This is a genomic window from Streptomyces sp. NPDC004658 (assembly GCF_040609555.1).
GTDB lineage: Bacteria > Actinomycetota > Actinomycetes > Streptomycetales > Streptomycetaceae > Streptomyces.
Genome location: NZ_JBEXKG010000008.1, coordinates 44,142 through 65,963 on the forward strand (window position 1 = coordinate 44,142; position 21,822 = coordinate 65,963).

General features: G+C 72.8%; 21 protein-coding genes and 1 tRNA gene. 13 read left to right on the forward strand and 9 right to left on the reverse strand.

Annotated elements, in window-relative coordinates; translation table 11 throughout:
* Positions 1 to 82 precede the first annotated feature (82 nt).
* The 5 genes from ABZV94_RS05655 (at position 83) to ABZV94_RS05675 (ending at position 3,757) form a co-directional block, all read left to right on the forward strand.
* Positions 83 to 1,495 carry a diaminopimelate decarboxylase gene (locus ABZV94_RS05655; protein WP_356337512.1) on the forward strand — a complete coding sequence of 471 codons (1,413 nt, stop codon included), beginning with the start codon at positions 83 to 85 and terminating at the stop codon, positions 1,493 to 1,495.
* A gap of 149 nt (positions 1,496 to 1,644) precedes the next feature.
* Positions 1,645 to 2,028, forward strand: a complete 384-nt coding sequence (locus ABZV94_RS05660; RefSeq protein ID WP_356337514.1) for a hypothetical protein — start codon at positions 1,645 to 1,647, stop codon at positions 2,026 to 2,028.
* A complete protein-coding gene (locus tag ABZV94_RS05665; protein ID WP_356337517.1) occupies positions 2,025 to 2,861 on the forward strand; it encodes a transcriptional regulator in 837 nt (278 codons plus the stop codon). The genes ABZV94_RS05660 and ABZV94_RS05665 overlap by 4 nt, the downstream gene beginning before the upstream one ends.
* Positions 2,862 to 2,892: 31 nt before the next feature.
* Entirely contained in the window at positions 2,893 to 3,372 is a 480-nt protein-coding gene (locus tag ABZV94_RS05670) for a roadblock/LC7 domain-containing protein (RefSeq protein WP_356337519.1), read from the forward strand.
* A 10-nt stretch (positions 3,373 to 3,382) separates the two neighbouring features.
* Positions 3,383 to 3,757, forward strand: coding sequence for a hypothetical protein (locus tag ABZV94_RS05675; RefSeq protein WP_030341435.1), 375 nt, complete (start codon positions 3,383 to 3,385; stop codon positions 3,755 to 3,757).
* Between the two features lie 7 nt (positions 3,758 to 3,764).
* Here ABZV94_RS05675 and ABZV94_RS05680 read toward each other — a convergent pair whose 3' ends face one another.
* Both ABZV94_RS05680 and ABZV94_RS05685 read right to left on the reverse strand, forming a co-directional pair.
* Complete coding sequence (locus ABZV94_RS05680; RefSeq protein WP_356337522.1) at positions 3,765 to 4,319, reverse strand: hypothetical protein; 555 nt, start codon at positions 4,317 to 4,319, stop codon at positions 3,765 to 3,767.
* A gap of 132 nt (positions 4,320 to 4,451) precedes the next feature.
* On the reverse strand, positions 4,452 to 5,294 hold the full coding sequence (locus ABZV94_RS05685) for a MurR/RpiR family transcriptional regulator (protein WP_356337524.1): 843 nt from the start codon (positions 5,292 to 5,294) through the stop codon (positions 4,452 to 4,454).
* 196 nt (positions 5,295 to 5,490) lie between these two features.
* On the opposite strand from ABZV94_RS05685, the gene ABZV94_RS05690 reads away from it, so the two are divergent.
* A complete protein-coding gene (locus tag ABZV94_RS05690) occupies positions 5,491 to 5,940 on the forward strand; it encodes a hypothetical protein (RefSeq protein WP_356337526.1) in 450 nt (149 codons plus the stop codon).
* A 496-nt stretch (positions 5,941 to 6,436) separates the two neighbouring features.
* On the opposite strand, the gene ABZV94_RS05695 is transcribed toward ABZV94_RS05690, so the two are convergent.
* Positions 6,437 to 7,198, reverse strand: coding sequence for an SDR family oxidoreductase (locus tag ABZV94_RS05695; protein WP_356337528.1), 762 nt, complete (start codon positions 7,196 to 7,198; stop codon positions 6,437 to 6,439).
* 147 nt (positions 7,199 to 7,345) lie between these two features.
* Between ABZV94_RS05695 and ABZV94_RS05700 the strand changes: the two genes are divergently transcribed.
* On the forward strand, positions 7,346 to 8,200 hold the full coding sequence (locus ABZV94_RS05700) for a helix-turn-helix transcriptional regulator (RefSeq protein WP_356337530.1): 855 nt from the start codon (positions 7,346 to 7,348) through the stop codon (positions 8,198 to 8,200).
* A gap of 340 nt (positions 8,201 to 8,540) precedes the next feature.
* Here ABZV94_RS05700 and ABZV94_RS05705 read toward each other — a convergent pair whose 3' ends face one another.
* Positions 8,541 to 9,932 carry a cystathionine beta-synthase gene (locus ABZV94_RS05705; protein ID WP_356337532.1) on the reverse strand — a complete coding sequence of 464 codons (1,392 nt, stop codon included), beginning with the start codon at positions 9,930 to 9,932 and terminating at the stop codon, positions 8,541 to 8,543.
* A 157-nt stretch (positions 9,933 to 10,089) separates the two neighbouring features.
* On the opposite strand from ABZV94_RS05705, the gene ABZV94_RS05710 reads away from it, so the two are divergent.
* The 3 genes from ABZV94_RS05710 to ABZV94_RS05720 all read left to right on the forward strand — a co-directional run bounded on the left by ABZV94_RS05710 (position 10,090) and on the right by ABZV94_RS05720 (position 13,533).
* Positions 10,090 to 11,109 carry an SGNH/GDSL hydrolase family protein gene (locus ABZV94_RS05710; RefSeq protein ID WP_356337534.1) on the forward strand — a complete coding sequence of 340 codons (1,020 nt, stop codon included), beginning with the start codon at positions 10,090 to 10,092 and terminating at the stop codon, positions 11,107 to 11,109.
* Between the two features lie 131 nt (positions 11,110 to 11,240).
* Positions 11,241 to 12,461, forward strand: a complete 1,221-nt coding sequence (locus tag ABZV94_RS05715; protein WP_356337536.1) for an acetyl-CoA C-acetyltransferase — start codon at positions 11,241 to 11,243, stop codon at positions 12,459 to 12,461.
* A 283-nt stretch (positions 12,462 to 12,744) separates the two neighbouring features.
* Positions 12,745 to 13,533, forward strand: coding sequence for a hypothetical protein (locus ABZV94_RS05720; RefSeq protein ID WP_356337537.1), 789 nt, complete (start codon positions 12,745 to 12,747; stop codon positions 13,531 to 13,533).
* A gap of 23 nt (positions 13,534 to 13,556) precedes the next feature.
* On the opposite strand, the gene ABZV94_RS05725 is transcribed toward ABZV94_RS05720, so the two are convergent.
* Positions 13,557 to 13,868, reverse strand: coding sequence for a hypothetical protein (locus tag ABZV94_RS05725; RefSeq protein ID WP_356337539.1), 312 nt, complete (start codon positions 13,866 to 13,868; stop codon positions 13,557 to 13,559).
* A gap of 99 nt (positions 13,869 to 13,967) precedes the next feature.
* On the opposite strand from ABZV94_RS05725, the gene ABZV94_RS05730 reads away from it, so the two are divergent.
* Positions 13,968 to 14,198 carry a DUF4287 domain-containing protein gene (locus ABZV94_RS05730; RefSeq protein WP_030653267.1) on the forward strand — a complete coding sequence of 77 codons (231 nt, stop codon included), beginning with the start codon at positions 13,968 to 13,970 and terminating at the stop codon, positions 14,196 to 14,198.
* Between the two features lie 56 nt (positions 14,199 to 14,254).
* Here ABZV94_RS05730 and ABZV94_RS05735 read toward each other — a convergent pair whose 3' ends face one another.
* From ABZV94_RS05735 to ABZV94_RS05745, 3 genes are all read right to left on the reverse strand, one after another.
* Positions 14,255 to 15,109 carry a Bax inhibitor-1/YccA family protein gene (locus ABZV94_RS05735; protein WP_356337541.1) on the reverse strand — a complete coding sequence of 285 codons (855 nt, stop codon included), beginning with the start codon at positions 15,107 to 15,109 and terminating at the stop codon, positions 14,255 to 14,257.
* 148 nt (positions 15,110 to 15,257) lie between these two features.
* Positions 15,258 to 16,433, reverse strand: a complete 1,176-nt coding sequence (locus ABZV94_RS05740) for a 4-hydroxybenzoate 3-monooxygenase (RefSeq protein ID WP_356337544.1) — start codon at positions 16,431 to 16,433, stop codon at positions 15,258 to 15,260.
* Positions 16,434 to 16,596: 163 nt separating this feature from the next.
* Positions 16,597 to 16,680: transfer RNA gene (locus ABZV94_RS05745), tRNA-Leu, on the reverse strand.
* A gap of 416 nt (positions 16,681 to 17,096) precedes the next feature.
* Here ABZV94_RS05745 and ABZV94_RS05750 point away from each other — a divergent pair.
* Together ABZV94_RS05750 and ABZV94_RS05755 are read left to right on the forward strand one after the other, a co-directional pair.
* A complete protein-coding gene (locus ABZV94_RS05750; protein ID WP_356337546.1) occupies positions 17,097 to 17,867 on the forward strand; it encodes an ABC transporter ATP-binding protein in 771 nt (256 codons plus the stop codon).
* Entirely contained in the window at positions 17,867 to 20,395 is a 2,529-nt protein-coding gene (locus ABZV94_RS05755; RefSeq protein ID WP_356337547.1) for an ABC transporter permease, read from the forward strand. Before ABZV94_RS05750 ends, ABZV94_RS05755 begins: the two co-directional genes overlap by 1 nt.
* Before the next feature lie 61 nt (positions 20,396 to 20,456).
* Here the strand turns inward: ABZV94_RS05755 and ABZV94_RS05760 are convergent, their stop codons facing one another.
* The gene (locus ABZV94_RS05760) at positions 20,457 to 21,749 is read right to left on the reverse strand and encodes a cyclopropane-fatty-acyl-phospholipid synthase family protein (protein WP_356337549.1); all 1,293 of its coding nucleotides are present in this window, start codon (positions 21,747 to 21,749) and stop codon (positions 20,457 to 20,459) included.
* Positions 21,750 to 21,822 lie beyond the last annotated feature (73 nt).

Consider the following 21,822-nt stretch of genomic DNA (forward strand, 5'->3'; position numbering starts at 1 on the left):
GTCAATACACGGGGACGGCCCCGTCCGCGCGTGGCGGGTGTTTGGCTGGAAGCACCGGTAGCCGAGACAGGACGGAGAAGCCGTGGCGGAGATCGAGACGGCCGAGGACGCCGAGGACGTCGGGAGCGAGGCCCGGGGACGGGCGGCGCGGCGGGACCGGGCCGTGCGGGCGGCCGTCGAGCGGGGACTGCTGGGCCCGGACGCCGCCGTGGTGGGCCTGCTGGACGTCGTCGGCATCCGGGAGTCCGCGGCGGCGCTGCGGGCGGCGTTCGACGCGGTCGTGCCGCCCGGCACACCGGTGCTGCACGCTTTCGCGGTGAAGGCGACGCCGCTGGTGCCGGTGGTGCGGCTGCTGCACGAGGCGGGCATCGGCGCGGAGGTGGCGAGCCCCGGCGAGCTGGCGCTGGCCCGGGCGGCCGGGGTGCCGCCCGCCCGGACGGTACTGGACTCGCCGGCGAAGACCCCGGCGGAGCTGCGCGAGGCGCTGGCCCTGGGCGTCGCGGTCAACGCGGACAACCCGCAGGAGCTGCACCGGCTCGACGCCCTGGTGCGCGACACGCCCACCCGCTCCCCGCTCGGGCTCCGGGTCAACCCGCAGATCGGCGGCGGCACCATCGGGGCGACCTCCACGGCGACGCGGACCTCGAAGTTCGGGGTGGCGCTGCGCGACGAGGGGGCGCGCGACTGGGTCGTCCGGGCGTACGCGCAGCGGCCGTGGCTGACCCGGCTGCACGCGCACACCGGCTCGCAGGGCATCCCGCTGCCGCTGCTGGCGCGGGGTGCGGCGGAGGTGTACGCGCTCGCGGAGGAGATCAACGCGGTCGCCGGGCGGCGGCAGGTCGACACGGTCGACATCGGCGGCGGGCTGCCGGTGAACCTCGCGTCGGAGGAGACGACGCCGTCGTACGCCCGGTACGCGCGGCTGCTGGCCGAGCAGGTGCCGGGACTGTTCGACGGGCGGTACGGGCTGGTGACCGAGTTCGGGCGGTCGCTGCTGGCCAAGCACGGGACGGTGGTGGCCCGGGTGGAGTACGCCAAGAGCGCGGGCGGGCGCCGGATCGCGGTGACGCACGCGGGCGTGCAGGTGGCGACGCGGACGGTGTACGTGCCGGGGGCCTGGCCGCTGCGGATCGCCGCGTACGACGCCGCGGGGCGGCCGAAGGCGGGGCCGGAGGTGGTGCAGGACGTGGCCGGCCCGGCCTGCTTCTCGGGCGACCTGCTCGCCGAGGGGCGCGCGCTGCCCCTGCTGGAGCAGGGTGACTACGCGGCGGCGCTGGACACGGGCGCGTACTACTTCGCCCACCACTACGCCTACAACTCCCTCGCCCGGCCGGGCATCTACGGCTACGCGCCGGACGGCGAGGAGGGCGTCGCCTTCGCGACCGTACGGGAGCCGCAGACCGTCGAGGAGGTGGTGGCGGAGTCGGGAGGGGCGCACGCCTCCGCGCTGACCGGCCTCCCGGGCGCGACCGGCGCACCCGCCGCCCCTCGATGATCAACTCCCGCGCACCGCGGCCAAGTTGACCCACACTAGTACGCCCGACGCATGTTCCAACGGAAAATGCCAAAGGCTCCACCTCCCGCACACACGTTGCGTAGTGTCGGCGTCACTCAGCCGGAGTCCCAGGCGGGAGGGGAGCCACGGTGCCCGGAATCGACGAGTGCTTGCTGGAAGCGATGCGGTTGCCCGGTGCCCGGGGGGCCGCGCTGGTGGACTGGACGAGCGGTCTGGCCCTCGGCGCGGTCGGTGAGGCGCCCGGCGGCGACCACGAGACGACCGCGGCCGAGGCCGCCGAACTGGCCCGGATGGCCGCGGAGCACGGCACCTTCGCGGCGGGCGGCGAGGACCTGCCCCCGGTGGAGGACGTGATCATCAGCAACGGGGACAGCTACCACCTGCTGCGCTTCGTGGACACGTCCTTCGACAGCAGCGTGTTCCTGCACCTGTGGCTCGGCCGCGAGGAGGGCAACCTGGCGCTCGCCCGGATCCGGCTCGGTGAGATGGCCGCCCGGCTGGTGCTGGGATGACCGTGGTCAGCACCCCGCCGCCGGCCCTCCCGGTCCGGGACAAGGAGGCCGGGCGCGCCCTGTCCCCGATGCTCACCCGGCTCGCCGAGGAGCGGGCCACCGGCGTCCTGGTCCGCGAACACGGCGTCCTGCACCTCGCCGAGGGCCGGGTGGTGCACGCCGAGAGCCCCCTGGCCCCTGGCCTCGACGTGCTCCTCACGGCCCACGGCACCCTCGCGGCCACCGCCTGGCAGCAGGCGGCGGCCCGCACCACGGGCGCCCTGCCCGCGGCCGAACTCCTCCTGCGCTCCGGGGTGTTACCCACGGGCGCGCTGGAGCTGTGCCATCTGGACGCGCTGTACGACGCCGGGTACTTCGCGCTGGCGCCGAGCAGCACCCCGGGACGGTTCCGGTACGACTCCACCCCCCGGCTGGGCCCGCTGCCCTCCGTCCCGGTGGTCGCGCTGGAACGCGAGACATTGCGCCGCCGGCTGCTGCTGCACCGGCTGTGGCCCGACCCGGCCGCCGACACCGCACCGCTGATCCGCGCGGACCCGGCCGGGCCCACCCCGCCGGCCCGCCGGGCCGCCCCCGCCACCCCGGTGACACCCCGGCAGCGGGCCGTGCTGGACCGCGTGGACGGCGTCCGCACGGCCGCCGACATCGCCCGGAACCTGGGCCGGCAGGCGTTCCACACGCTGGTCGACGTGCGCCGGCTCACGGCGGCCGGGCAGATCGCACCCCTGCCCACGGCACCCCCCGCCCCGCCGCCCCCACTCCCGCTCGCCCAGGTCACCACCGACCCCGACATCGCGCTGCTGAAGAGGCTCAGGGATGCGCTGGAGGCGCTTTGAACGGCACCGCCCCGCCGAGAGGAGAGACCTGATGGTGGCCGAAGAGGACCTGCGGACCGTCCTGGACGAGCTGGTCCGGCTGCGCACCCGCGTACCGCAGCTCACCGGCGCCCTCGCGGCCGGCGTCGACGGCCTCGTCGTCGCCCACGACACCCCCGGGGTCGACCCGGAGGGCCTGTCCGCGCTCACCGCCGCCGCGCTCGGCGTCGCCGTGCGGGTCACCGACGCCACCGGGCACGGCGGCTTCCGGGAACTGCTGGTGCGCGGCGAGCGCGGCTACATCGCCACCTACGCGGCCGGCCGCACCGCCGTCCTGACCCTGCTCGCCGAGGACCGGGTCAACGTCGGCCGGCTGCACCTGGAGGGCCGCCGGGCCGGCGCCCGCATCGGGGAGCTGCTGGACGCCGCCGAGGCCGCACGCCCGCTCCCGAGGACCACCCCCGCACGGACCCGCACTTCCCGCGCGCCCCGCACCACGGCCGCCGAGGCGCGCACCGCAACCGACAGCTGAAAGGACCACCATGGCCAACACCGAGACCGCGCTGAAGGAAGCCCTCACCTCCATAGAGGGCGCCACCGGTGTCGCGCTCGTCGACTACACCAGCGGGATGGCGCTGGGCACGATGGGCGGCAGCAAGAGCTTCGACCTGAACGTGGCCGCAGCCGGCAACACCGACGTCATCCGCGCCAAGATGCGCACGATGGAGATGCTCGGCCTCAAGGCGGGCATCGAGGACATCCTCATCACCCTGTCCGACCAGTACCACCTGATCCGCCTGCTCAGCAGTCGCGGCGGCAACGGCCTGTTCCTGTACCTGGTCCTCGACTCCAGCCGGGCCAACCTGGCGATGGCCCGGCACCAGCTGAAGCGGATCGAGGAGGAACTGGAGGTCTGACGGGCGGTCAGGCCAGTGCGGCGGTACGGCGGCGGGCCCCGCCCGGGGCCGCGTCGCCGGCCGCGACACCCGTGGCGCGCAGGGCCTTCACGGCCTTGCCCGCCGGGCGTCCGCCGCGCCGGTCGAGCCAGTCGACGCGCACCCACAGCAGCGTCTCCCGGGCGCGCTCCAGCCGTCCGAGCCACGCCGCCTTCAGGCGCAGCCCGGTGCCGAGCCCGGCCAGCAGCATGCCGCCGGCCGCGGGCACGGCGAAGGCGGAGCCGAGCGCGAGCGCCCAGCCCAGCAGCAGCCACCAGCGGTGGCCCCGGCGCCAGGCGCGCACGGTCACCGCCCGGTCCTGCAGGACGTCGTACTTGCCCGCGCGGGCCGCCTCGCGGGCGAGGGCGCCGTACCGGCCCCGTCGGACGAGTGCCACGACGGCCGCGCCGATCAGAAAGAGCGCCGCCCCGGCCAGCACGCCGATCCGGCGGCCGGTCACTCCCTCCGGCACGGCCCCGATCCCCGCGGCGACCACGCCGAGCCACCACAGCGGTGCGGCCCCCGCCCGTACGACGACGGCCACCCGAGCCAGTCCCTGTCCTCCGCGTCCTCCGCGCGCCACGTCAGCCTCCCGTGTCACGTGTCCACAGCGCATGTGCCTCGCAGGGAAGCTAATAGCAGAACCTGAGACGAATCTGAGAGTGCCCGGGCCCGGTCATTCGACGAACAGGCCGCGGGCCGCCGCCTTCGCGTCGAACTCCTCCAGGCGGGCCTGGGCGTCCGGCAGGTCGTCGCAGAGCGCCTCCAGCAGCACCCGGCCGAGCAGCATCGGCGCGCACGCGGTGTCGAAGGCGAGTCCGGTGCCGACGGCGGCGGGCAGCAGCAGGTCGGAGTGCTTGGCGACCGGCGCGAACGCGGAGTCGGCGACGGTGACCACGGTCAGGCCGGCGTCCTTGGCGTAGGCGAGGGTGTCCACGACCTCGCGGGGGTGGCGGGGCAGCGCGAAGCACAGCAGGGCGGTGGCGCCCGCGCGGACGGCGGCGTCGATGCGGTCGTGGATCATGGTGCCGCCCTCGTTGAGCAGCCGGACGTCCGGGTGGACCTTGGCGGCGAAGTAGGCGAAGCCGTACGCCTGGGAGGCGGCGGCGCGCAGGCCGAGCACCGGCAGCGGGCGGGAGGCGGCGAGGATCCGGCCGGCCCGCTGCACCGGGCGCGGGTCGGCGAGCAGTTCGGCGAGGTGCCTCAGGTTCTCGATCTCGGCCTCGACGGCCTGCTGGTACTCGTTGTAGGCGGAGACCTCGGCGGCCGGTTCGGCCGGGACGACCTCGCGCAGGTGCTTGCGCAGGGCGGGATAGCCGTCGAAGCCGAGGGCGACCGCGAACCGGGTCACCGACGGCTGGCTGACCCCGGCCAGTTCGGCCAGCTCCACGCTGGACAGGAAGGGCACGTCGGCGGCCCGGCGCACCATGCTGTGCGCGATGCGGCGCTGGGTCGGCGTGAGCCGGTGGCCCTCGAAGAGCGCCTGCAGGCGGTTGGCAGGGCTGTCGGTCCCGCTCATCACGTACTCCCCCTCCGGATTCCTCGACGCCCCGGGAGAGTACAGCGCCGAGGCATGGACGAACACGGACCACCTATTCAGGCAGCGTGTCGCTGTATACAGTTATACAGCCCGGCGCGGGAAGAGCGCATGGCTCGGCTCCGAAAGGGGGCTAGCCCCAGTGCCGTCGAGCCGGCCGCTCCCTAGGCTCACCGGCATGAGCACACTCGACCCCCGGGACGCCGGCCTCAGGACGGACCCGAACCTCCGGAAGGACCTCGACGCGACCGTGCGCGCCCGCAGGGAACTGGGCGACGACTACGACTCCGCGCTGGTGGAGTCCTTCCTGGAGAAGGTCGAGCAGCGGATCGACGACGCGGTGGACCGCCGGGTGCGGCGTCGGCTGGCGGAGCGGCAGATGGCGACGGCCCGCGAGACCCGGCGGCCGAGGCCGGCCGACTCCTGGGGCGAGCGGTACGGCTTCGCCCTGATCACGCTGGTCCTGGCGATCCCGCTGTCCGCCATCGCGGGCGCGGTGGCCGGGCTGTCCGGGATGGTGGTCACCTGGCTCGGCATCGTGGGCGTCAACGCGGTGCAGGCCGTACGGCTCAACCCCGACCTCCTCGGCCGCCGACGCGACGACGACGACCCGGCACGGAGCGAGTGACCACCGGGCCGACGGCGACGGCCCTGCGCGGAACGAGCCACCGGCAGGACGGCAGCGACAGCCCCGCGCAGAGCGCGTAACCCCCAGCACAGTGCGACGGCCCTGCGCGGAACGAGCCACCGGCAAGACGGCAGCGACCGCCCTGCGCAGAGCAAGTAACCCCCAGCACCGTGCGACGGCCCTGCGCGGAACGAGCCACCGGCAAGACGGCAGCGACCGCCCGGCGCGGGGTAAGTGGCCCCCAGGACTGTGCGACGGCCCTGCGCGGAACAGGCGACCGACGGGACCGCGGCGACCGCCCGGCGCGGAACAGGCGACCGACGGGACCGCAGCGACCGCCCGGCGCGGAACAGGCGACCGGCGCGACCGCAGCGACCGCCCGGCGCGGAACAGGCGACCGGCGGGACCTCGGCGACCGCCCGGCGCGGGACGGTGACCGGCGCGGGGGGTCGTCGAGGGCGCGGGGCCGTCGGGGCGGGTGCCGGGTTCGGCGGGGTCACGCCTGCCGGGTCGGCAGGACCATGATCTGGCGCAGGTTGACGTGCCGGGGGCGGCTGGTGGCGTAGGCGACGACGTCGGCGACCTCCGCCGCGGAGAGCCCCCCGAGCGCCCCGAACATCGCGTCCAGCTGCCCGGACAGCTCCGCGCTGCCGATGTGCGACGCCAGCTCGGTCTCCGTCAGCCCCGGCTCGATGTTGGTGACCCGGACGTCCCGCGGCCCCAGCTCGCCGCGCAGGCTCTGCGACAGGTAGGTGACGGCCGCCTTGGTCGCCCCGTACACCGCGTAGTTCGGGAAGGTGACGTGGGCGCCGATGGAGGAGACGTTCACCAGGTCGGCGGTGCGCCCCTCGGCCGCGGCGGCCAGCAGGTCGGCGCTGAAGGCGCGGATGATCCGCAGCACACCGGTGACGTTGGTGTCGAGCATCCGCTGCCACTCGTCGAGCCGGCCCTCCTCGACGGGGTTCGGCAGCATGACACCGGCGTTGTTGACGACGAGGTCGACGGCGCCGAACGCCTCGTGGACCCGGTCCCGGGCGGCCTCCACGGACGCGTCGTCGGTGACGTCGGCGGTCACCGCGAGCGCCTCGCCGCCCGCCGCCCGGATCTTCTCCACCAGCGCCTCCAGCCGGTCCGCGCGCCGGGCGAGCAGCGCCACCCGCGCCCCCTCGGCGGCCAGGTGCAGGGCGACCGCCTCGCCGATGCCGCTGGCGGCTCCGGTGACCACGGCGGTACGGCCGGACAGGTTCTCGTACGACATGGGTGCTCCCTCGTTGCTGGCCCGCCGGGGCGGCTCCCCGGCGGTCGGCACCACTCTCGTCGCCGCCGGCCGCCGTACCCAGGGATGCGGTTTTCCTGGGTCTGCCAGTACCAGGATGGACGGCCACCGCTCCCCTACGATCGGCGTATGGACGGGGACTGGAACGAAGCAGAGGTGGGCGACTTCCTGCGCTCGCGCCGCGCCCGCATCCGGCCGGAGGAGGTCGGGCTGCCCGCGCACGGGCGGCGCCGGGTGCCCGGCCTGCGCCGGGAGGAGGTGGCCCAGCTCGCGGGAGTGAGCGTCGACTACTACATCCGGCTGGAGCAGGGCCGGGGCACCAGCGTCAGCGACGCCGTGCTGGACGCGATCGCGCGGGTGCTGCGGCTGGACGAGACCGAGCACGCGTACCTGCGCACGGTCGCGCGCCCCCGCCGGCAGCGGCGCAAGCCCGCCGGTGCGCCCCGCGTCCGGCCCGGCGTGCAGATCCTCCTCGACGGCATGGAGCGCAGCCCGGCGTTCGTGCTGGGCCCCCGCATGGACGTGCTCGCCTGGAACGCGCTCGGCGACGCGGTCAACGGATTCAGCCGCCTCGCACCGGCCGAGCGGAACGTCCCCCGGCTGGTCTTCCTCGACCCCGCCTCCCGGGAGCTGTACCCGGAGTGGACGGCGGTGGCCGCGCAGACGGTGGCCCAGCTGCGGCTGCTGGCGGGCCGGTACGCCGACGACCCCGGCCTGTGCGCGCTGGTCGGCGAACTGATCCTGAAGAGCGAGGACTTCCGCCGGCTGTGGACGGACCACGAGGTCCGCGAGTGCGCGTTCGGCGTGAAGAAGGTGCGGCATCCGGTCGCGGGCGTGCTGACCCTGCCGTACGAGACCCTGACGATCCCGTCGGCCCCGGAACAGACGATCGTGGTGTACACGCCGGAGCCGGGCTCGGAGACGGCGGAGCGGCTGGCCATGCTGGGGAGCTGGAACGCGACGACGGCCGCGGCCGGCGACTGAGGAACCGCGACGGGGAGCGACCGCGTCCGCGCAGGGGGCGCGCGTTCGGGCGGGAAGGTGTGCGCGGGGACCGCCGCACCCCCGTTTCCGGGGGGCGGGACGACGGCGGTCCCCGCGAGGGACGCGCGCCGGGTCAGGGCCGGGCCTACGCGTCCGTGGCGTCCATGGAGGTCCGGGAGCCGCTCCGGAGGTCCTTGGCGCCGTTCGGCGCCGACCGGGGAGAGGAGCCGCTCCCTCCCCGTCGACATCCCCTACTGTGCCGGACCCGTGTTAAGCGGGTGCTGCGCGAACGTGACACGCTCGTACCACTTCCGCGAACCCCGCCCCTCGCACAACAGGGCTACTTGGTGCCGCCCTTGGCCAGGAAGGCCAGCAGGTCCTGCCGGCTGACCACACCGGTCGGCTTGCCCTCGACCAGCACGATCGCGGCGTCCGCCGCCCCCAGCACCTGCATCAGGTCGCCGACCGGCTCGCCGGAGCCGACCTGGGGCAGCGGGGCGCACATGTGCTTCTCCAGCGGGTCCTCCAGCGAGGCCCGCTTGCTGAACAGCGCGTCGAGCAGCTCCCGTTCCACGACCGAGCCGACGACCTCGGCGGCCATCACGTCCGGGTGGCCGGCGCCCGGCTTGACGACGGGCATCTGCGAGACGCCGTACTCGCGCAGCACCTCGATGGCCTGGCCGACGGTCTCCTCCGGGTGCATGTGCACCAGGGACGGGATGGAGCCGCCCGCCTTGTGGCTCAGGACGTCACCGACGCGGGCGCTGGGGCCCTCGTCCTCCAGGAAGCCGTAGTCGGCCATCCACTCGTCGTTGAAGATCTTGCTGAGGTAGCCGCGGCCGCTGTCGGGCAGCAGGACGACCACGACGTCGTCCGGGCCGAGCCGCTCGGCGACCTTCAGCGCGGCCACGACGGCCATGCCGCAGGAGCCGCCCACCAGCAGGCCCTCCTCCTTGGCCAGCCGGCGGGTCATCTGGAAGGAGTCCTTGTCGGAGACGGCGACGATCTCGTCCGCGACGGTGCGGTCGTAGGCGGTCGGCCAGAAGTCCTCACCGACGCCCTCGACCAGGTACGGCCGCCCGGAGCCGCCCGAGTACACGGAGCCCTCGGGGTCGGCGCCGATGACCTTGACCTTGCCCTGGCTGGCCTCCTTCAGGTAGCGGCCGGTGCCGGAGATGGTGCCGCCGGTGCCGACGCCCGCCACGAAGTGGGTGATCTTCCCCTCGGTCTGCTCCCACAGCTCGGGGCCGGTCGAGTGATAGTGCGAGAGCGGGTTGTTGGGGTTGGAGTACTGGTCGGGCTTCCAGGCGCCGGGCGTCTCGCGCACCAGCCGGTCGGAGACGTTGTAGTACGAGTCCGGGTGCTCCGGGGCCACGGCGGTCGGGCACACGACGACCTCGGCGCCGTACGCGCGCAGCACGTTGATCTTGTCGGTGCTCACCTTGTCCGGGCACACGAAGATGCACTTGTAGCCCTTCTGCTGGGCCACGATGGCGAGTCCCACGCCGGTGTTGCCACTGGTCGGCTCGACGATCGTGCCGCCCGGCTTCAGCTCCCCGCTCTGCTCCGCGGCCTCGATCATGCGCAGGGCGATGCGGTCCTTCACGGAACCGCCCGGGTTGAAGTACTCCACCTTGGCCAGGACGGTCGCCTGGATGCCCTTGGTCACGTTGTTGAGCCGCACCAGCGGGGTGTTGCCGACGAGGCTGATCATCGAGTCGTGGTATCGCACCGTTGTCTCCGGTCGCTGCAAAAGAACTGTTCGTAGTGGTGCCGCCAGCCTAAGGCCAGCCGCGTGGCGCGAGCGGTCGTTCACTGCCCGTCGAGATTGGCGCACGGTCCGTACGGGGCAAGGAGTGGATACGGCTACGAGGAGGTGGCGGCGACGCATGACGAGGATGTCGAGGGCACGGGTGGCCCGGCGCATCGCGGCCGGGGCGGCGTACGGCGGGGGCGGGGTCGGGCTCATCGGCGCGGCCGTCGTCGGTCTGGTGCTGGCGGAGGTGCGGCTGGCGCGGCGCCATGTGGGCAACGGCAGCGGCGGGCGGGTGCCGGTGGCCGACGGCGTGTACGGGCACGCGTACGACATCCCCGGCGAACCTCCGCTGCGCCTGACCATGCTCGGCGACTCCACGGCGGCGGGGCAGGGCGTGCACCGCGCGGGCCAGACCCCGGGGGCGCTGCTGGCCTCGGGGCTGGCGGCGGTGGCGGAACGCCCGGTGGAGCTGCGGAACGTGGCGGTGCCCGGGGCCCGGTCCGACGACCTGGACCGCCAGGTCGCGCTGGTGCTGTCCGCGCCCACGCCCGTCCCGGACATCTGCGTGATCATGGTCGGCGCGAACGACGTGACCCACCGGATGCACCCGACCCGCTCGGTTCGGCACCTGTCGGCGGCGGTACGACGGCTGCGCACGGCCGGCGCCGAGGTGGTGGTCGGCACCTGTCCGGACCTCGGCACGATCGAGCCGGTGCAGCAGCCGCTGCGCTGGCTGGCCCGGCGGGCGTCCCGGCAGCTGGCGGCGGCCCAGACGATCGGGGTGGTGGAGCAGGGCGGGCGCACGGTGTCGCTGGGCGACCTGCTCGGTCCCGAGTTCGAGGCGAATCCGCGCGAGCTGTTCGGGCCGGACAACTACCACCCGTCGGCCGAGGGCTACGCGACCGCGGCCATGGCCGTCCTGCCCACGGTGTGCGCGGCGCTGGGCCTGTGGCCGGCGGAGGAGGAGCGGCCGGACGTGTCGCGCCGCGAGGGTTTCCTGCCGGTGGCCCGCGCGGCGGCCGAGGCCGCGTCGGAGGCCGGCACGGAGGTGACGGCGGCCATGCCCACCGGTCCGCGAGGGCCGTGGGCCCTGCTCAAGCGGAGGCGCCGGCGCCGCGTACCGGAGGCCGAGCCGGCGACCCCCTCGCTGTGACCTCTCCAGGCGGCCAAGCAAGCGCTTAGACAATTGCGGTCAGTGTCACACCGCGACACCGGTGACCTGGCCCATACGTACGGGTAACTTCCCACCTGCCCTGCCCGAACAAATCCGCCACTGGAGCCGTGATGCCCGAAGCCGTGATCGTCTCGACCGCCCGCTCCCCCATCGGCCGCGCGAACAAGGGCTCCCTGAAGGACCTGCGCCCCGACGACCTCACCGCCACCATCATCCAGGCGGCGCTCGCCAAGATCCCCGAGCTGGACCCCAAGGACATCGACGACCTGATGCTCGGATGCGGCCTCCCCGGCGGCGAGCAGGGCCACAACCTCGGCAGGATCGTCGCCGTGCAGATGGGCATGGACCACCTGCCGGGCTGCACGATCACCCGCTACTGCTCCTCCTCCCTGCAGACCTCCCGCATGGCGCTGCACGCCATCAAGGCCGGCGAGGGCGACGTCTTCATCTCGGCCGGTGTCGAGATGGTCTCCAGCTACCGCAAGGGCAGCTCCGACGGCCTGCCGGACACGCACAACCCGCTGTTCGCCGAGGCCGAGGCCCGCACCGCGTCCGTCGCCCAACAGGAGGGCACGACCTGGCACGACCCGCGCGAGGACGGCCTGCTGCCCGACCCCTACATCGCCATGGGCCAGACCGCCGAGAACCTGGCCCGCTGGAAGGGCGTCACCCGCCAGGAGATGGACGAGTTCGGCGTCCGCTCGCAGAACCTCGCCGAGGAAGCCATCAAGAACGGCTTCTGGGAGCGCGAGATCACCCCGGTGACCCTCCCCGACGGCACGGTGGTCAGCAAGGACGACGGCCCGCGCGCCGGCGTCACCCTGGAGGCCGTGCAGGGCCTGAAGCCGGTCTTCCGCCCCGACGGTCTCGTCACCGCCGGCAACTGCTGCCCGCTGAACGACGGCGCCGCCGCGCTCGTCATCATGTCCGACACCAAGGCCCGCGACCTGGGCCTGACCCCGCTCGCCCGGATCGTGTCCACCGGTGTCTCCGGCCTCTCCCCGGAGATCATGGGCCTCGGTCCGGTGGAGGCGAGCAAGCAGGCGCTCCAGCGCGCCGGCCTGACCATCGACGACATCGACCTGGTCGAGATCAACGAGGCCTTCGCCGCCCAGGTGATCCCGTCGTACCGGGACCTCGGCATCGACCTCGACAAGCTGAACGTCAACGGCGGCGCCATCGCCGTCGGCCACCCCTTCGGCATGACCGGCGCCCGCATCACCGGCACGCTCATCAACTCGCTGCAGTGGCACGACAAGCAGTTCGGCCTGGAGACGATGTGCGTCGGCGGCGGCCAGGGCATGGCGATGGTCATCGAGCGCCTCAGCTGACCCACCGTCCGTAGCGGGCCACGTACGTTACGTCGCAGAAGGGCCCAGAACCCAGGAAACAGCATGGTTCTGGGCCTTTTCGTGACCCAATCTCCCCCAGGATGTGACCTATCTCGCTCGACCGGCACATCGGTGCAGGTCAGGGCGGGTCGACAGGGCGCACGACGAAACAGCGAACCCAAAGTCCTGTCCGTTTCGTGACGTTACGCACTGACAGCTGGTTAGTCCACCCTTCAAGCTGATGTAGGAAGTCGGGGGTCGACTTTGAACCGGGAGTATGTCAGTGAGCGCCATGCCGATCGCTCTGCTGCTCACCACGGCAGCCACCGGCGCCGTGGGCGTCGCCGTCCTGCGCACCGTGCTGAAGCTGCGCCGCCAGCTCACCGAGCTCCAGCGGCAGCTCACCGACGGCCAGGCGGCCACGACACGCGCCCTGCTGCCGAACGCCCGTTCCACCGCCGACGCCGACCAGATACGCGCGGCCGTGGCCGAGGCGCTCGCCGAGGAGCGGGAGCGCGAGCTGGCCGAGGCGCGCGCCTTCTGGGCGGCGCAGGAGGCCCGTGACGCCTCCGACTCGCCTCTGTACGGCCTGCCCGACGCCGACCTGTTCCTGCCCCGCCAGGCGGACTTCGCCGGCCTGGAGCCGCTGGAGCCGGTGGCCGAGCCGGGCGCCGACGCCGACGAGTTCGCCGGGGAGTCCCCGGAGCTGGCCGCGGCCCGCCGCCGCCACCCCTCGCACCCCGACTTCGTCCCGGGGCAGTCGCCCGCCGTGAACGACCACGAACGCACCGTCAGCACGCTGGAGGAGCTGACCGCCGAGCGCGTCGGACTCTCCGACGTCCGCCCCGGTCCGCTCGGCACGCTCGACGTCTACGTCTTCGCCGACGGCACCACCCTGTGCATGACCCCGGGCCACCGCGAGACGGCGGAACGCCTGGCGAGGGCCCTGGAGGCCGGCGAGACCCCGTACCTCCTGGGCGGCTCGGGCATCTCCGGCGCCTACACGCTGACGTTCGCCTGCGGCGAGGAGACGGTGTACATCCTGGCCGACAGGGTGATCGCGTCGTTCTGATCGCGTCGCGCCGACGGCCGTCGTCAGACCCCCGCCCGCTTCCGCGCCTCCTCCACCAGCCGCACGGCCTCCGCGACCTGATCCTCGCTCCGTACCGCGACAGCGAGGTCATGCGCGGCCACCAGGATCTGATCGGCCGCGGCGAACATCCCCGCGTCCGGCATCTCCCGGGGCTCGCGCCCCGGCTCCTCCAACAGCTGGGCGCGCCGGGACAGCTCGCGGGCCAGGGCCAAGGCCTCCGCTGCGGCGCTCCGTTGGAGCCGGCTCTGCGGGGCCGCCCGCAACCGGTCGGCGAAGTGATCCACTGCTTGGGTCAAGGGCGTCGTATCAACCACCCGCCGAGCGTAACGCCCCGCACTGTTGCCAATAGGCGAACGCTCAGGCACGGTGACGTGAAGGACCGGCTTACATCCCCTTTGCGTTCGGAGGCGCCGATGTCCCACGTCTTCTCCGAGGAGACCCACCGCAATCTGCTCGCCCGCATCCCGCACTGCACCGGTCGTGAGGTCTCCGACTGGCTGCGCACCGTCGAAGAAGGCCCGGCACTCTTCCGCTTCGAGGAGAAGGTCAGCTGGCTCCGGCACGAGTACGACCTGGCGTACGGCCACGCGAAGGCGATCGTGCACGAGTACGACCTGAGGAGGGCGGCGCGCAAGCTGCTCTGAACGGCACAGGGCCCCGGGCGGATCGCCCGGGGCCCTGCCGCTGACCGGCGTCGCCGCTAGTCGTTGTTGCTGAAGATCGCCACCAGCCGCAGCATCTCCACGTAGATCCACACCAGGGTCAGGGTGAGGCCGAACGCGGCGAGCCAGGCCTCGTTGCGCGGGGCGCCGTAGGCGATGCCGTCCTCGATCTGCTTGAAGTCGAGCGTCAGGAAGAACGCGCCGAGCACGATCGCGATGATGCCGACGAGCGCGCCGAGCGGGCCGAAGCTGCGCAGTCCGCCGTCCTCCGCGACACCGAAGGCGACCAGCAGCAGGTTGACCGCCATGACCACCAGGAACGCCATCGCGATGGCGAGGCCGATGCGGGCGTAGCGTGCGGTGACGCGGATCCAGCCGGCCTTGTAGACGAGCAGGGTCGCGGCCGCGACGGCCATCGTGCCGAGCACGGCCTGGAAGGGCGCGCCGCTCCAGCGGCTGTTGTACATCTCGCTGAGGACGCCGAGGAAGACGCCCTCGAAGGCCGCGTACCCGAGGATCAGCGCCGGGGACGGGGTGCGCTTGAAGCTCTGGACCATCGCCAGCACGAAGGCGATCAGCGCGGAGCCGATGGCCAGGCCGTAGCTGGTGCCCGAGACGGGCAGCAGGGTCCAGGCGAGGACGGCGCCGACGGCGACCGTGCCGAGCGTGACGGCCGAGCGGACGACGACGTCGTCCATGGTCATCCGGTCGGTGGTGGCCGGGGCCTGGGGCGGGGCGCCGACGCCCTGCTGTGCGTAGGGGTTCTGCGCGTAGGGGTTCTGCGCGTACGGGTTGCCCTGTGCGTACCCGGCCTGCGGTGCGGTGTTGAAGCCGGCGTAGCCGTTGTCGCGGCTGAACCCCCGTCGCGAGAAGACCGGGTTGCTGCTCCTCATTTCACTCCTCCATGGCTGCCGAGCGCAGCCTTGGCTCAAGAGTAATGGATTGGCAAAGGATCGACCATGATACCTGAGGAGGATCTTTCCCCTGCCGTGCTGCCCAACACGCTACGCGGGCGTCTGATTCCCGGCCATGGACGGACGGCTAACCGAGCGGAAGGCCCGTGTACGCCTCGGCCAGATCGGTCTCGGCCGCCCGGGAGGAGGCGATCCGCTCCAGCCGGGCCCGCTGGAGCCGCACGTCGAAGGCGGTGGCGTCCGGGGCGCGGTGCAGCAGGGTCGTCATGTCGTAGGAGAACCGCTCGGCCTGCCAGATACGGCGCAGGCAGGTCGCCGAGTAGGCGTCGAGGAGGTCCGGTGAGCCGGTCTCCTTCTCCCGGACGAGGGCCCGGGCGAGCGTGACGACGTCGCCGACGGCGAGGTTCAGCCCCTTGGCGCCGGTCGGCGGCACGATGTGGGCGGCGTCGCCGGCGAGGAAGAGCCGGCCGTGCCGCATCGGCTCGTGCACGAAGGAGCGCATGGGGGTGACCGACTTCTGGGTGAGGGGCCCGCGCTCCAGCCGCCAGCCGTCGTCCGTCTCGAACCGCCGCTCCAGCTCGTCCCAGATCTCCTCGTCGCTCCACGCCCCGGCGTCCGTCCCGGCGGGCACCTGGAGGTAGAGCCGCGAGACGGCCGGTGACCGCATGGACAGCAGGGCGAACCCGCGCTCGTGGCGGGCGTAGACGAGTTCGTCGTGCGAGGGCGGGACGTCGGCGAGGACACCGAGCCAGGCGTAGGGGTACGACCGCTCGAACACCCGGGAGGTCCCGGCCGGGAAGGCCTGGCGGGACACCCCCCAGAACCCGTCGCAGCCGACGACGTAGTCGCACTCCAGCACGTCCTCGCGCCCCTGGTGCCGGAAGGGGATCCGCGGCCGGTCGCTCCCGGCTCCCTCCACGGCCAGCGCCTCGGCCTCGAAGAGCAGCGGCCCGCCCTCCTTCAGCTGGAGCGCGATGAGGTCCTTGCAGACCTCGGTCTGGGCGTAGACGGTCACGGACCGCCCGCCGGTGAGCGCGGGGAAGTCGACGCGGTGCCGGCGCCGGTCGAACCGCAGCTCGATGCCGTCGTGCCGCAGCCCCTCCCGGTCCATCCGCTCCCCGGCCCCGGCGGCGCGCAGCACGTCGACGGTCCCCTGCTCCAGGATCCCGGCCCGCTGGCGCTGCTCGACGTAGGCCCGGTCCCGGCTCTCCAGGACGACCGACGCGATCCCGGCACGGTGCAGCAACCGGGCGAGCAGCAGCCCGGCCGGCCCCGCTCCGATGATCCCCACGGTGGTACGCATCGACCGTCCCTTCCTCGCCGCCGGCTCCACCCACGGTTCGCCTGGTGAAGTTTCCTTCACTTCTCCATGGGCGTGAGTCTCCGGCCGCACGGGGCCGGCTGTCAACGGTCGCGCGGTGACACGTGGGTCCAGCGGGTCACAGGGGGAAACCGACGGCGGAAGGTGCCCGGAGCCGGACTTGAACCGGCACGCCCGCGAAGGGGCAGCGAGGTTTAAGCTCGCCGTGTCTGCATTCCACCATCCGGGCAGGCCATGGGCTCCGCTTGCGAGGTTCGAGCCTATCGGGACCCATCCCCCGAACAGCGGAAGGGTGGACCGATGTTGTCTTATTTTATTGACGTCTGAGGGTGCATCAGCCCGCGGAACGCGCCATCCGCACTTGCCAATAGCCTGACGTGACGGCTGTACGTCCGCACGCGAAATGACGGAATTTCACCGTCCGAACGAGGGTGTTCCACCTGTTCTCGACACGGTCCCCGGCAAGGCTCCCGACACGGACGGAGTCAGGGTCGCCCGTCCTCCCCAGGTATGACGGCGGACCGCTGCGTCCGACCCGAGTCGCCCTTGGGAACCGGAACAGCGACTGACTACACGCGCGCTTGCCGCCGGGACGATGGACCGGTCCCCATCGAACAGACGCCGTACCGACAGGAGCGCCCTTCCGTGACCACCACACCCACCGCCGGCCGGACCACCGCCGTGGCCGCGCGCGCCACGGAGCTGTCGAAGATCTACGGACAGGGTGAGACCCGGGTGGTCGCCCTGGACCGGGTCTCCGTCGACTTCCGGGCCGCCGAGTTCACCGCGATCATGGGGCCGTCGGGCTCCGGCAAGTCCACCCTGATGCACTGCGTGGCCGGGCTGGACACCTTCTCCTCCGGCTCCGTGCGCATCGGGGACACCGAGCTGGGATCCCTGAAGGACAAGCAGCTCACCAAGTTGCGCCGGGACAAGATCGGCTTCATCTTCCAGGCGTTCAACCTGCTGCCCACCCTGACCGCCCTGGAGAACATCACCCTCCCGATGGACATCGCCGGGCGGAAGCCGGACAAGGCGTGGCTGGACCGGGTCATCGAGATGGTGGGGCTGTCCGGACGGCTCAGCCACCGGCCCTCCCAGCTGTCCGGCGGCCAGCAGCAGCGCGTCGCCGTCGCCCGCGCCCTCGCCTCCCGGCCCGAGATCATCTTCGGCGACGAGCCGACCGGGAACCTGGACTCGCGCTCCGGCGCCGAAGTCCTCGGCTTCCTGCGCAACTCCGTGCGCGAGCTGGGCCAGACCGTCGTCATGGTCACGCACGACCCGGTGGCCGCGGCCTACGCGGACCGGGTGATCTTCCTGGCCGACGGGCGGATCGTCGACGAGATGTACGGCCCGACGGCCGACTCCGTCCTCGACACGATGAAGCAGTTCGACGCGAAGGGCCGTACCAGCTGATGTTCCGCACCGCCCTGCGCAACGTCCTCGCGCACAAGGCCCGGCTCCTGATGACCGTGCTCGCCGTCATGCTCGGCGTGGCGTTCGTCTCCGGGACGCTGGTCTTCACCAACACCGTCTCCGACGCCTACCAGAAGAGCTCCGCCAAGGGCTTCGACCGGGTCGACGTCGCCGTACGGCCCGAGTACCAGCACTCCAAGGGCAACCGGGTCGGCAGGACGCCGGAGCTGACCCGGGCCCTGCTCGACAAGGCCGCCGAGGTCCCCGGGGCCGCCTCCGCCACCGGTGTCGTCACCGGCTTCACCGCCCTCGCCGGCAAGGACGGCAAGCTCGTCGGCGGCGACTGGCAGTCCGCCGGCGGCAACTACTGGGGCACGAAGGATCCCCGCTACCCGCTGGTCAGCGGCCATGCCCCGCGCAACAGCCACGAGGTGGCGATCGACTCCGCGACCGCCGAGCGGGCCGGCTACCGGGTCGGCGACACCGTGCGGCTGTCCGTCGACGGCCCGGTCCTCACCCCCACCGTCAGCGGCATCTTCACCACGGACGACGGCAACGTCGCCGCGGGCGGCAGCCTCACCCTGTTCGACACGGCGACCGCGCAGACGCTGTTCGGCAAGAAGGGCACGTACGACGAGATCGACGTGCAGGCCGCGGCCGGCACCAGCCAGACCGCGCTCAAGGCCGAGCTGGACAAGGCCCTGCCCGCGAAGCTGGTGGAGACCACCACCGGCAAGCAGCTCGCCGACGACCAGGCGGAGGCCATCTCCTCGTCCATGAGCAGCCTGAAGCAGGGCCTGCTGGTGTTCGCCGGAATCGCCCTCTTCGTGGGCACGTTCATCATCGCCAACACCTTCACCATGCTGGTCGCCCAGCGCACCCGGGAACTGGCCCTGCTGCGGGCGGTCGGCGCCTCCCGCCGCCAGGTCACCCGCTCGGTGCTCATCGAGGCGTTCGCCGTCGGCGCGGTCGCCGGTGTGGCCGGTCTGGCCGCCGGTGTCGGCATCGGCGCGGGCCTGCGCTCCCTGCTCGGCTCGTTCGGCGCGAACATGCCCGACGGTCCGCTGGTGATCAGCCCCGGCACGGTGGTTACCGCCCTCGCGGTCGGCATCCTCATCACCATGCTGGCCGCCTGGCTGCCCGGCCGGCGGGCCGCGAAGATCCCGCCGGTGGCGGCGATGGGCAGCGTGCACGCCAAGGCCACCGCCAAGTCGCTGGTGCTGCGCAACACGCTGGGCTCCCTGTTCGCGGCGGCCGGCGTCGCCGTGGTCCTCGCGGCCACGAGGATGAACGCCGACACCGGCCAGGGCGCGATGGGCATCGGCGCCGTGCTGCTGATCATCGGCGTGTTCGTCCTGACCCCGCTGCTGTCCCGCCCGCTGATCGCCGCCGCCGCGCCGGTGCTGCGCGCCTTCGGGGTGTCGGGCAAGCTGGCCCGGCAGAACTCGGTGCGCAACCCGCGCCGTACCGCGGCCACCGCCTCCGCGCTGATGATCGGTCTGACGCTGATCACCGGCATGACGGTGATGGCGGGCAGCCTGCAGACGTCCATCGACAAGATGGCCAGCTCGGCGATCCGCGCCGACTACGTCGTCTCCATGGCCAACCGCGGCCCGCTCTCCCCCGACGTGGAGAAGAAGATCGCCTCCGCCGACGGCGTCACCGCGAGCAGCCCGCTGCGCAACGGCGAGTCCCGCGTCGACGGCGGCACCGAGTACCTGACCGGCGTCGACGGCGCGACCATCGGCGAGCTGACGGACCTGAAAGTGACCGACGGGTCGTTCACCGTGGGCGGCACGCGCGTCGTCGTGGACGAGGACCGGGCCAAGGAGTACGGCTGGAAGGCCGGTTCGCGCTTCACCGCGCACTTCGAGGACGGCAAGGCGCAGCGGCTGACGGTCGCGGGGGTCTACGAGGGCAACGACATGCTCAACGGGATCATCCTCGACAACAAGGTCCTCACCCCGCACCTGTCCGACCCGGCCGACATGCAGGTCATGGTGAAGACGGCGGACGGCGCGTCCGGCGCGGCCAAGGACAGGCTGGAGAAGGTCCTCGGCTCCAACCCGGCGATCAGGGTCCAGGACAAGCAGGACATCTCCGACGACATCGCTCAGATGTTCACGCTGATGCTGAACATGGTCTACGGCCTGCTCGGCATGGCGGTGATCGTCGCGGTGCTCGGCGTCATCAACACGCTGGCCATGTCCGTCTTCGAACGCGCCCAGGAGATCGGCATGCTCCGCGCGATCGGCCTGGACCGCTCGGCGGTCAAGCGGATGGTCCGCCTGGAGTCCCTGGTGATCTCCCTGTTCGGCGGGGTGCTGGGCATCGGCCTGGGCGTGTTCTTCGGCTGGGCGGCCGGCGAACTGCTGGGCACGAAGATGCCGACGTACGAACTGGTGCTGCCGTGGGGCCGGATGGCGGTGTTCCTGCTCCTGGCGGGCGTGGTCGGTGTGCTGGCCGCGCTGTGGCCGGCCCGGCGCGCGGCCCGGCTGAACATGCTGACGGCCATCACGGCCGAGTAGACCGCCGTACGACGGCGCGAGGGGGCCCCTCGGGAAGGGGCGCCCTCGCGCCGTGCCGCCGTCAGCCGTGCCAGGTGCGGGCCCGCAGCGGGAGTCCGGAGGCGCCGGACTCGGGGGTGCGGACCGCGAGGACCTGGTTGACGCCGATGCGGTTGCGTTCGAAGGCGAGCGCGGAGGCGGCCATGTACAGCCGCCAGACGCGGGCGCGGCCGGGGCTGGTGAGGCGGACGGCCCGGTCCCAGTCGGCCTCCAGGTTGGCGACCCACCGGCGCAGGGTGCGGGCGTAGTGCTCGCGGATGGACTCCACGTCCCGGACCTCGAATCCGGCCCGCTCCAGCTGGGTGACGGTGCTGCCGACGGGGGCGAGTTCGCCGTCGGGGAAGACGTAGGCGTCGATGAACTCGTCCACCTCGTACGTCGACTCGTCCCGCTGCGGGCGGCGGGCGATCTGGTGGTTGAGCAGCCGGCCGCCGGGCTTGAGCAGGGCGTACAGCTGGCGGGCGTACTCCAGGTACCTCTCTGCGCCGACGTGTTCGGCCATGCCGATGGAGGAGATCGCGTCGAAGGGGCCGTCCACGACGTCCCGGTAGTCCTGGACCCTGATCTCCACCCGGTCGGTCAGCCCCTCGTCGGCGACGCGCTTGCGGGCGTACGCCGCCTGCTCCTGGGACAGCGTGACGCCGACGACGCTCACGCCGTGCTCGCGGGCCGCGTGGATGGCCATGGAGCCCCAGCCGCAGCCGACGTCCAGCAGCCGCTGACCCTCCTTCAGGCCCAGCTTGGCGCAGACCAGTTCCAGCTTGTCGCGCTGGGCGGACTCCAGCGTTCCGGCGTCCTCCCAGTAGGCGCAGGAGTACACCATGGAGGGACCGAGGACGATCTCGTAGAAGTCGTTCCCGACGTCGTAGTGGTGGCTGATGGCCCGCTTGTCGGTGCGGCGGGTGTGCAGGTGCCGGCGGGGTCTGCGGACCTCCTCGCGCGGCGGGGCGGGCGGGATCGGCGGGCCGGCCAGTTTCAGCAGCTCGCGGGCGGCGGCCCGGACACCGGGGTCGCGGAGGGCCTGGGCGAGGCTGCGGGCGTCCTCCCCGCGCTCCCAGACGAGACCCGCCATGGCGTCGAGCGTGGTGTACAGGTCGCCCTCGATCTCCAGGTCGCCGGAGACCCAGGCGCGGGCGAGGCCCAGTTCGCCCGGTTTGAACAGCATGCGGCGCAGGGCGCGACGGTTGCGCACGACCAGCGTCGGCGCGTCCGGCGGGCCGGCCTGCGACCCGTCCCAGGCCTTCAGACGCACCGGGAGCGGGGCTCCCAGCATCTGCTCGGCAAGACTCCTCAGCCGCGACGCGGCGTCGGCCATGGCGCACACCTCCAAGACGACGATCCCGGATGCCGGATACCACGTAAACACCGCGACGGCCTCGGCGCAGTCC

Coding starts and splice junctions, on each gene's coding strand:
- ABZV94_RS05695 (WP_356337528.1), bottom strand. CDS start 7,198: ATGTCGTACGAGAACCTGTCCGGCCGTACCGCCGTGGTCACCGGAGCC.
- ABZV94_RS05710 (WP_356337534.1), top strand. CDS start 10,090: ATGACGAGGATGTCGAGGGCACGGGTGGCCCGGCGCATCGCGGCCGGG.
- ABZV94_RS05740 (WP_356337544.1), bottom strand. CDS start 16,433: ATGCGTACCACCGTGGGGATCATCGGAGCGGGGCCGGCCGGGCTGCTG.
- ABZV94_RS05685 (WP_356337524.1), bottom strand. CDS start 5,294: ATGAGCGGGACCGACAGCCCTGCCAACCGCCTGCAGGCGCTCTTCGAG.
- ABZV94_RS05665 (WP_356337517.1), top strand. CDS start 2,025: ATGACCGTGGTCAGCACCCCGCCGCCGGCCCTCCCGGTCCGGGACAAG.
- ABZV94_RS05735 (WP_356337541.1), bottom strand. CDS start 15,109: ATGAGGAGCAGCAACCCGGTCTTCTCGCGACGGGGGTTCAGCCGCGAC.
- ABZV94_RS05760 (WP_356337549.1), bottom strand. CDS start 21,749: ATGGCCGACGCCGCGTCGCGGCTGAGGAGTCTTGCCGAGCAGATGCTG.
- ABZV94_RS05675 (WP_030341435.1), top strand. CDS start 3,383: ATGGCCAACACCGAGACCGCGCTGAAGGAAGCCCTCACCTCCATAGAG.
- ABZV94_RS05670 (WP_356337519.1), top strand. CDS start 2,893: ATGGTGGCCGAAGAGGACCTGCGGACCGTCCTGGACGAGCTGGTCCGG.
- ABZV94_RS05755 (WP_356337547.1), top strand. CDS start 17,867: ATGTTCCGCACCGCCCTGCGCAACGTCCTCGCGCACAAGGCCCGGCTC.
- ABZV94_RS05730 (WP_030653267.1), top strand. CDS start 13,968: ATGTCCCACGTCTTCTCCGAGGAGACCCACCGCAATCTGCTCGCCCGC.
- ABZV94_RS05700 (WP_356337530.1), top strand. CDS start 7,346: ATGGACGGGGACTGGAACGAAGCAGAGGTGGGCGACTTCCTGCGCTCG.
- ABZV94_RS05715 (WP_356337536.1), top strand. CDS start 11,241: ATGCCCGAAGCCGTGATCGTCTCGACCGCCCGCTCCCCCATCGGCCGC.
- ABZV94_RS05690 (WP_356337526.1), top strand. CDS start 5,491: ATGAGCACACTCGACCCCCGGGACGCCGGCCTCAGGACGGACCCGAAC.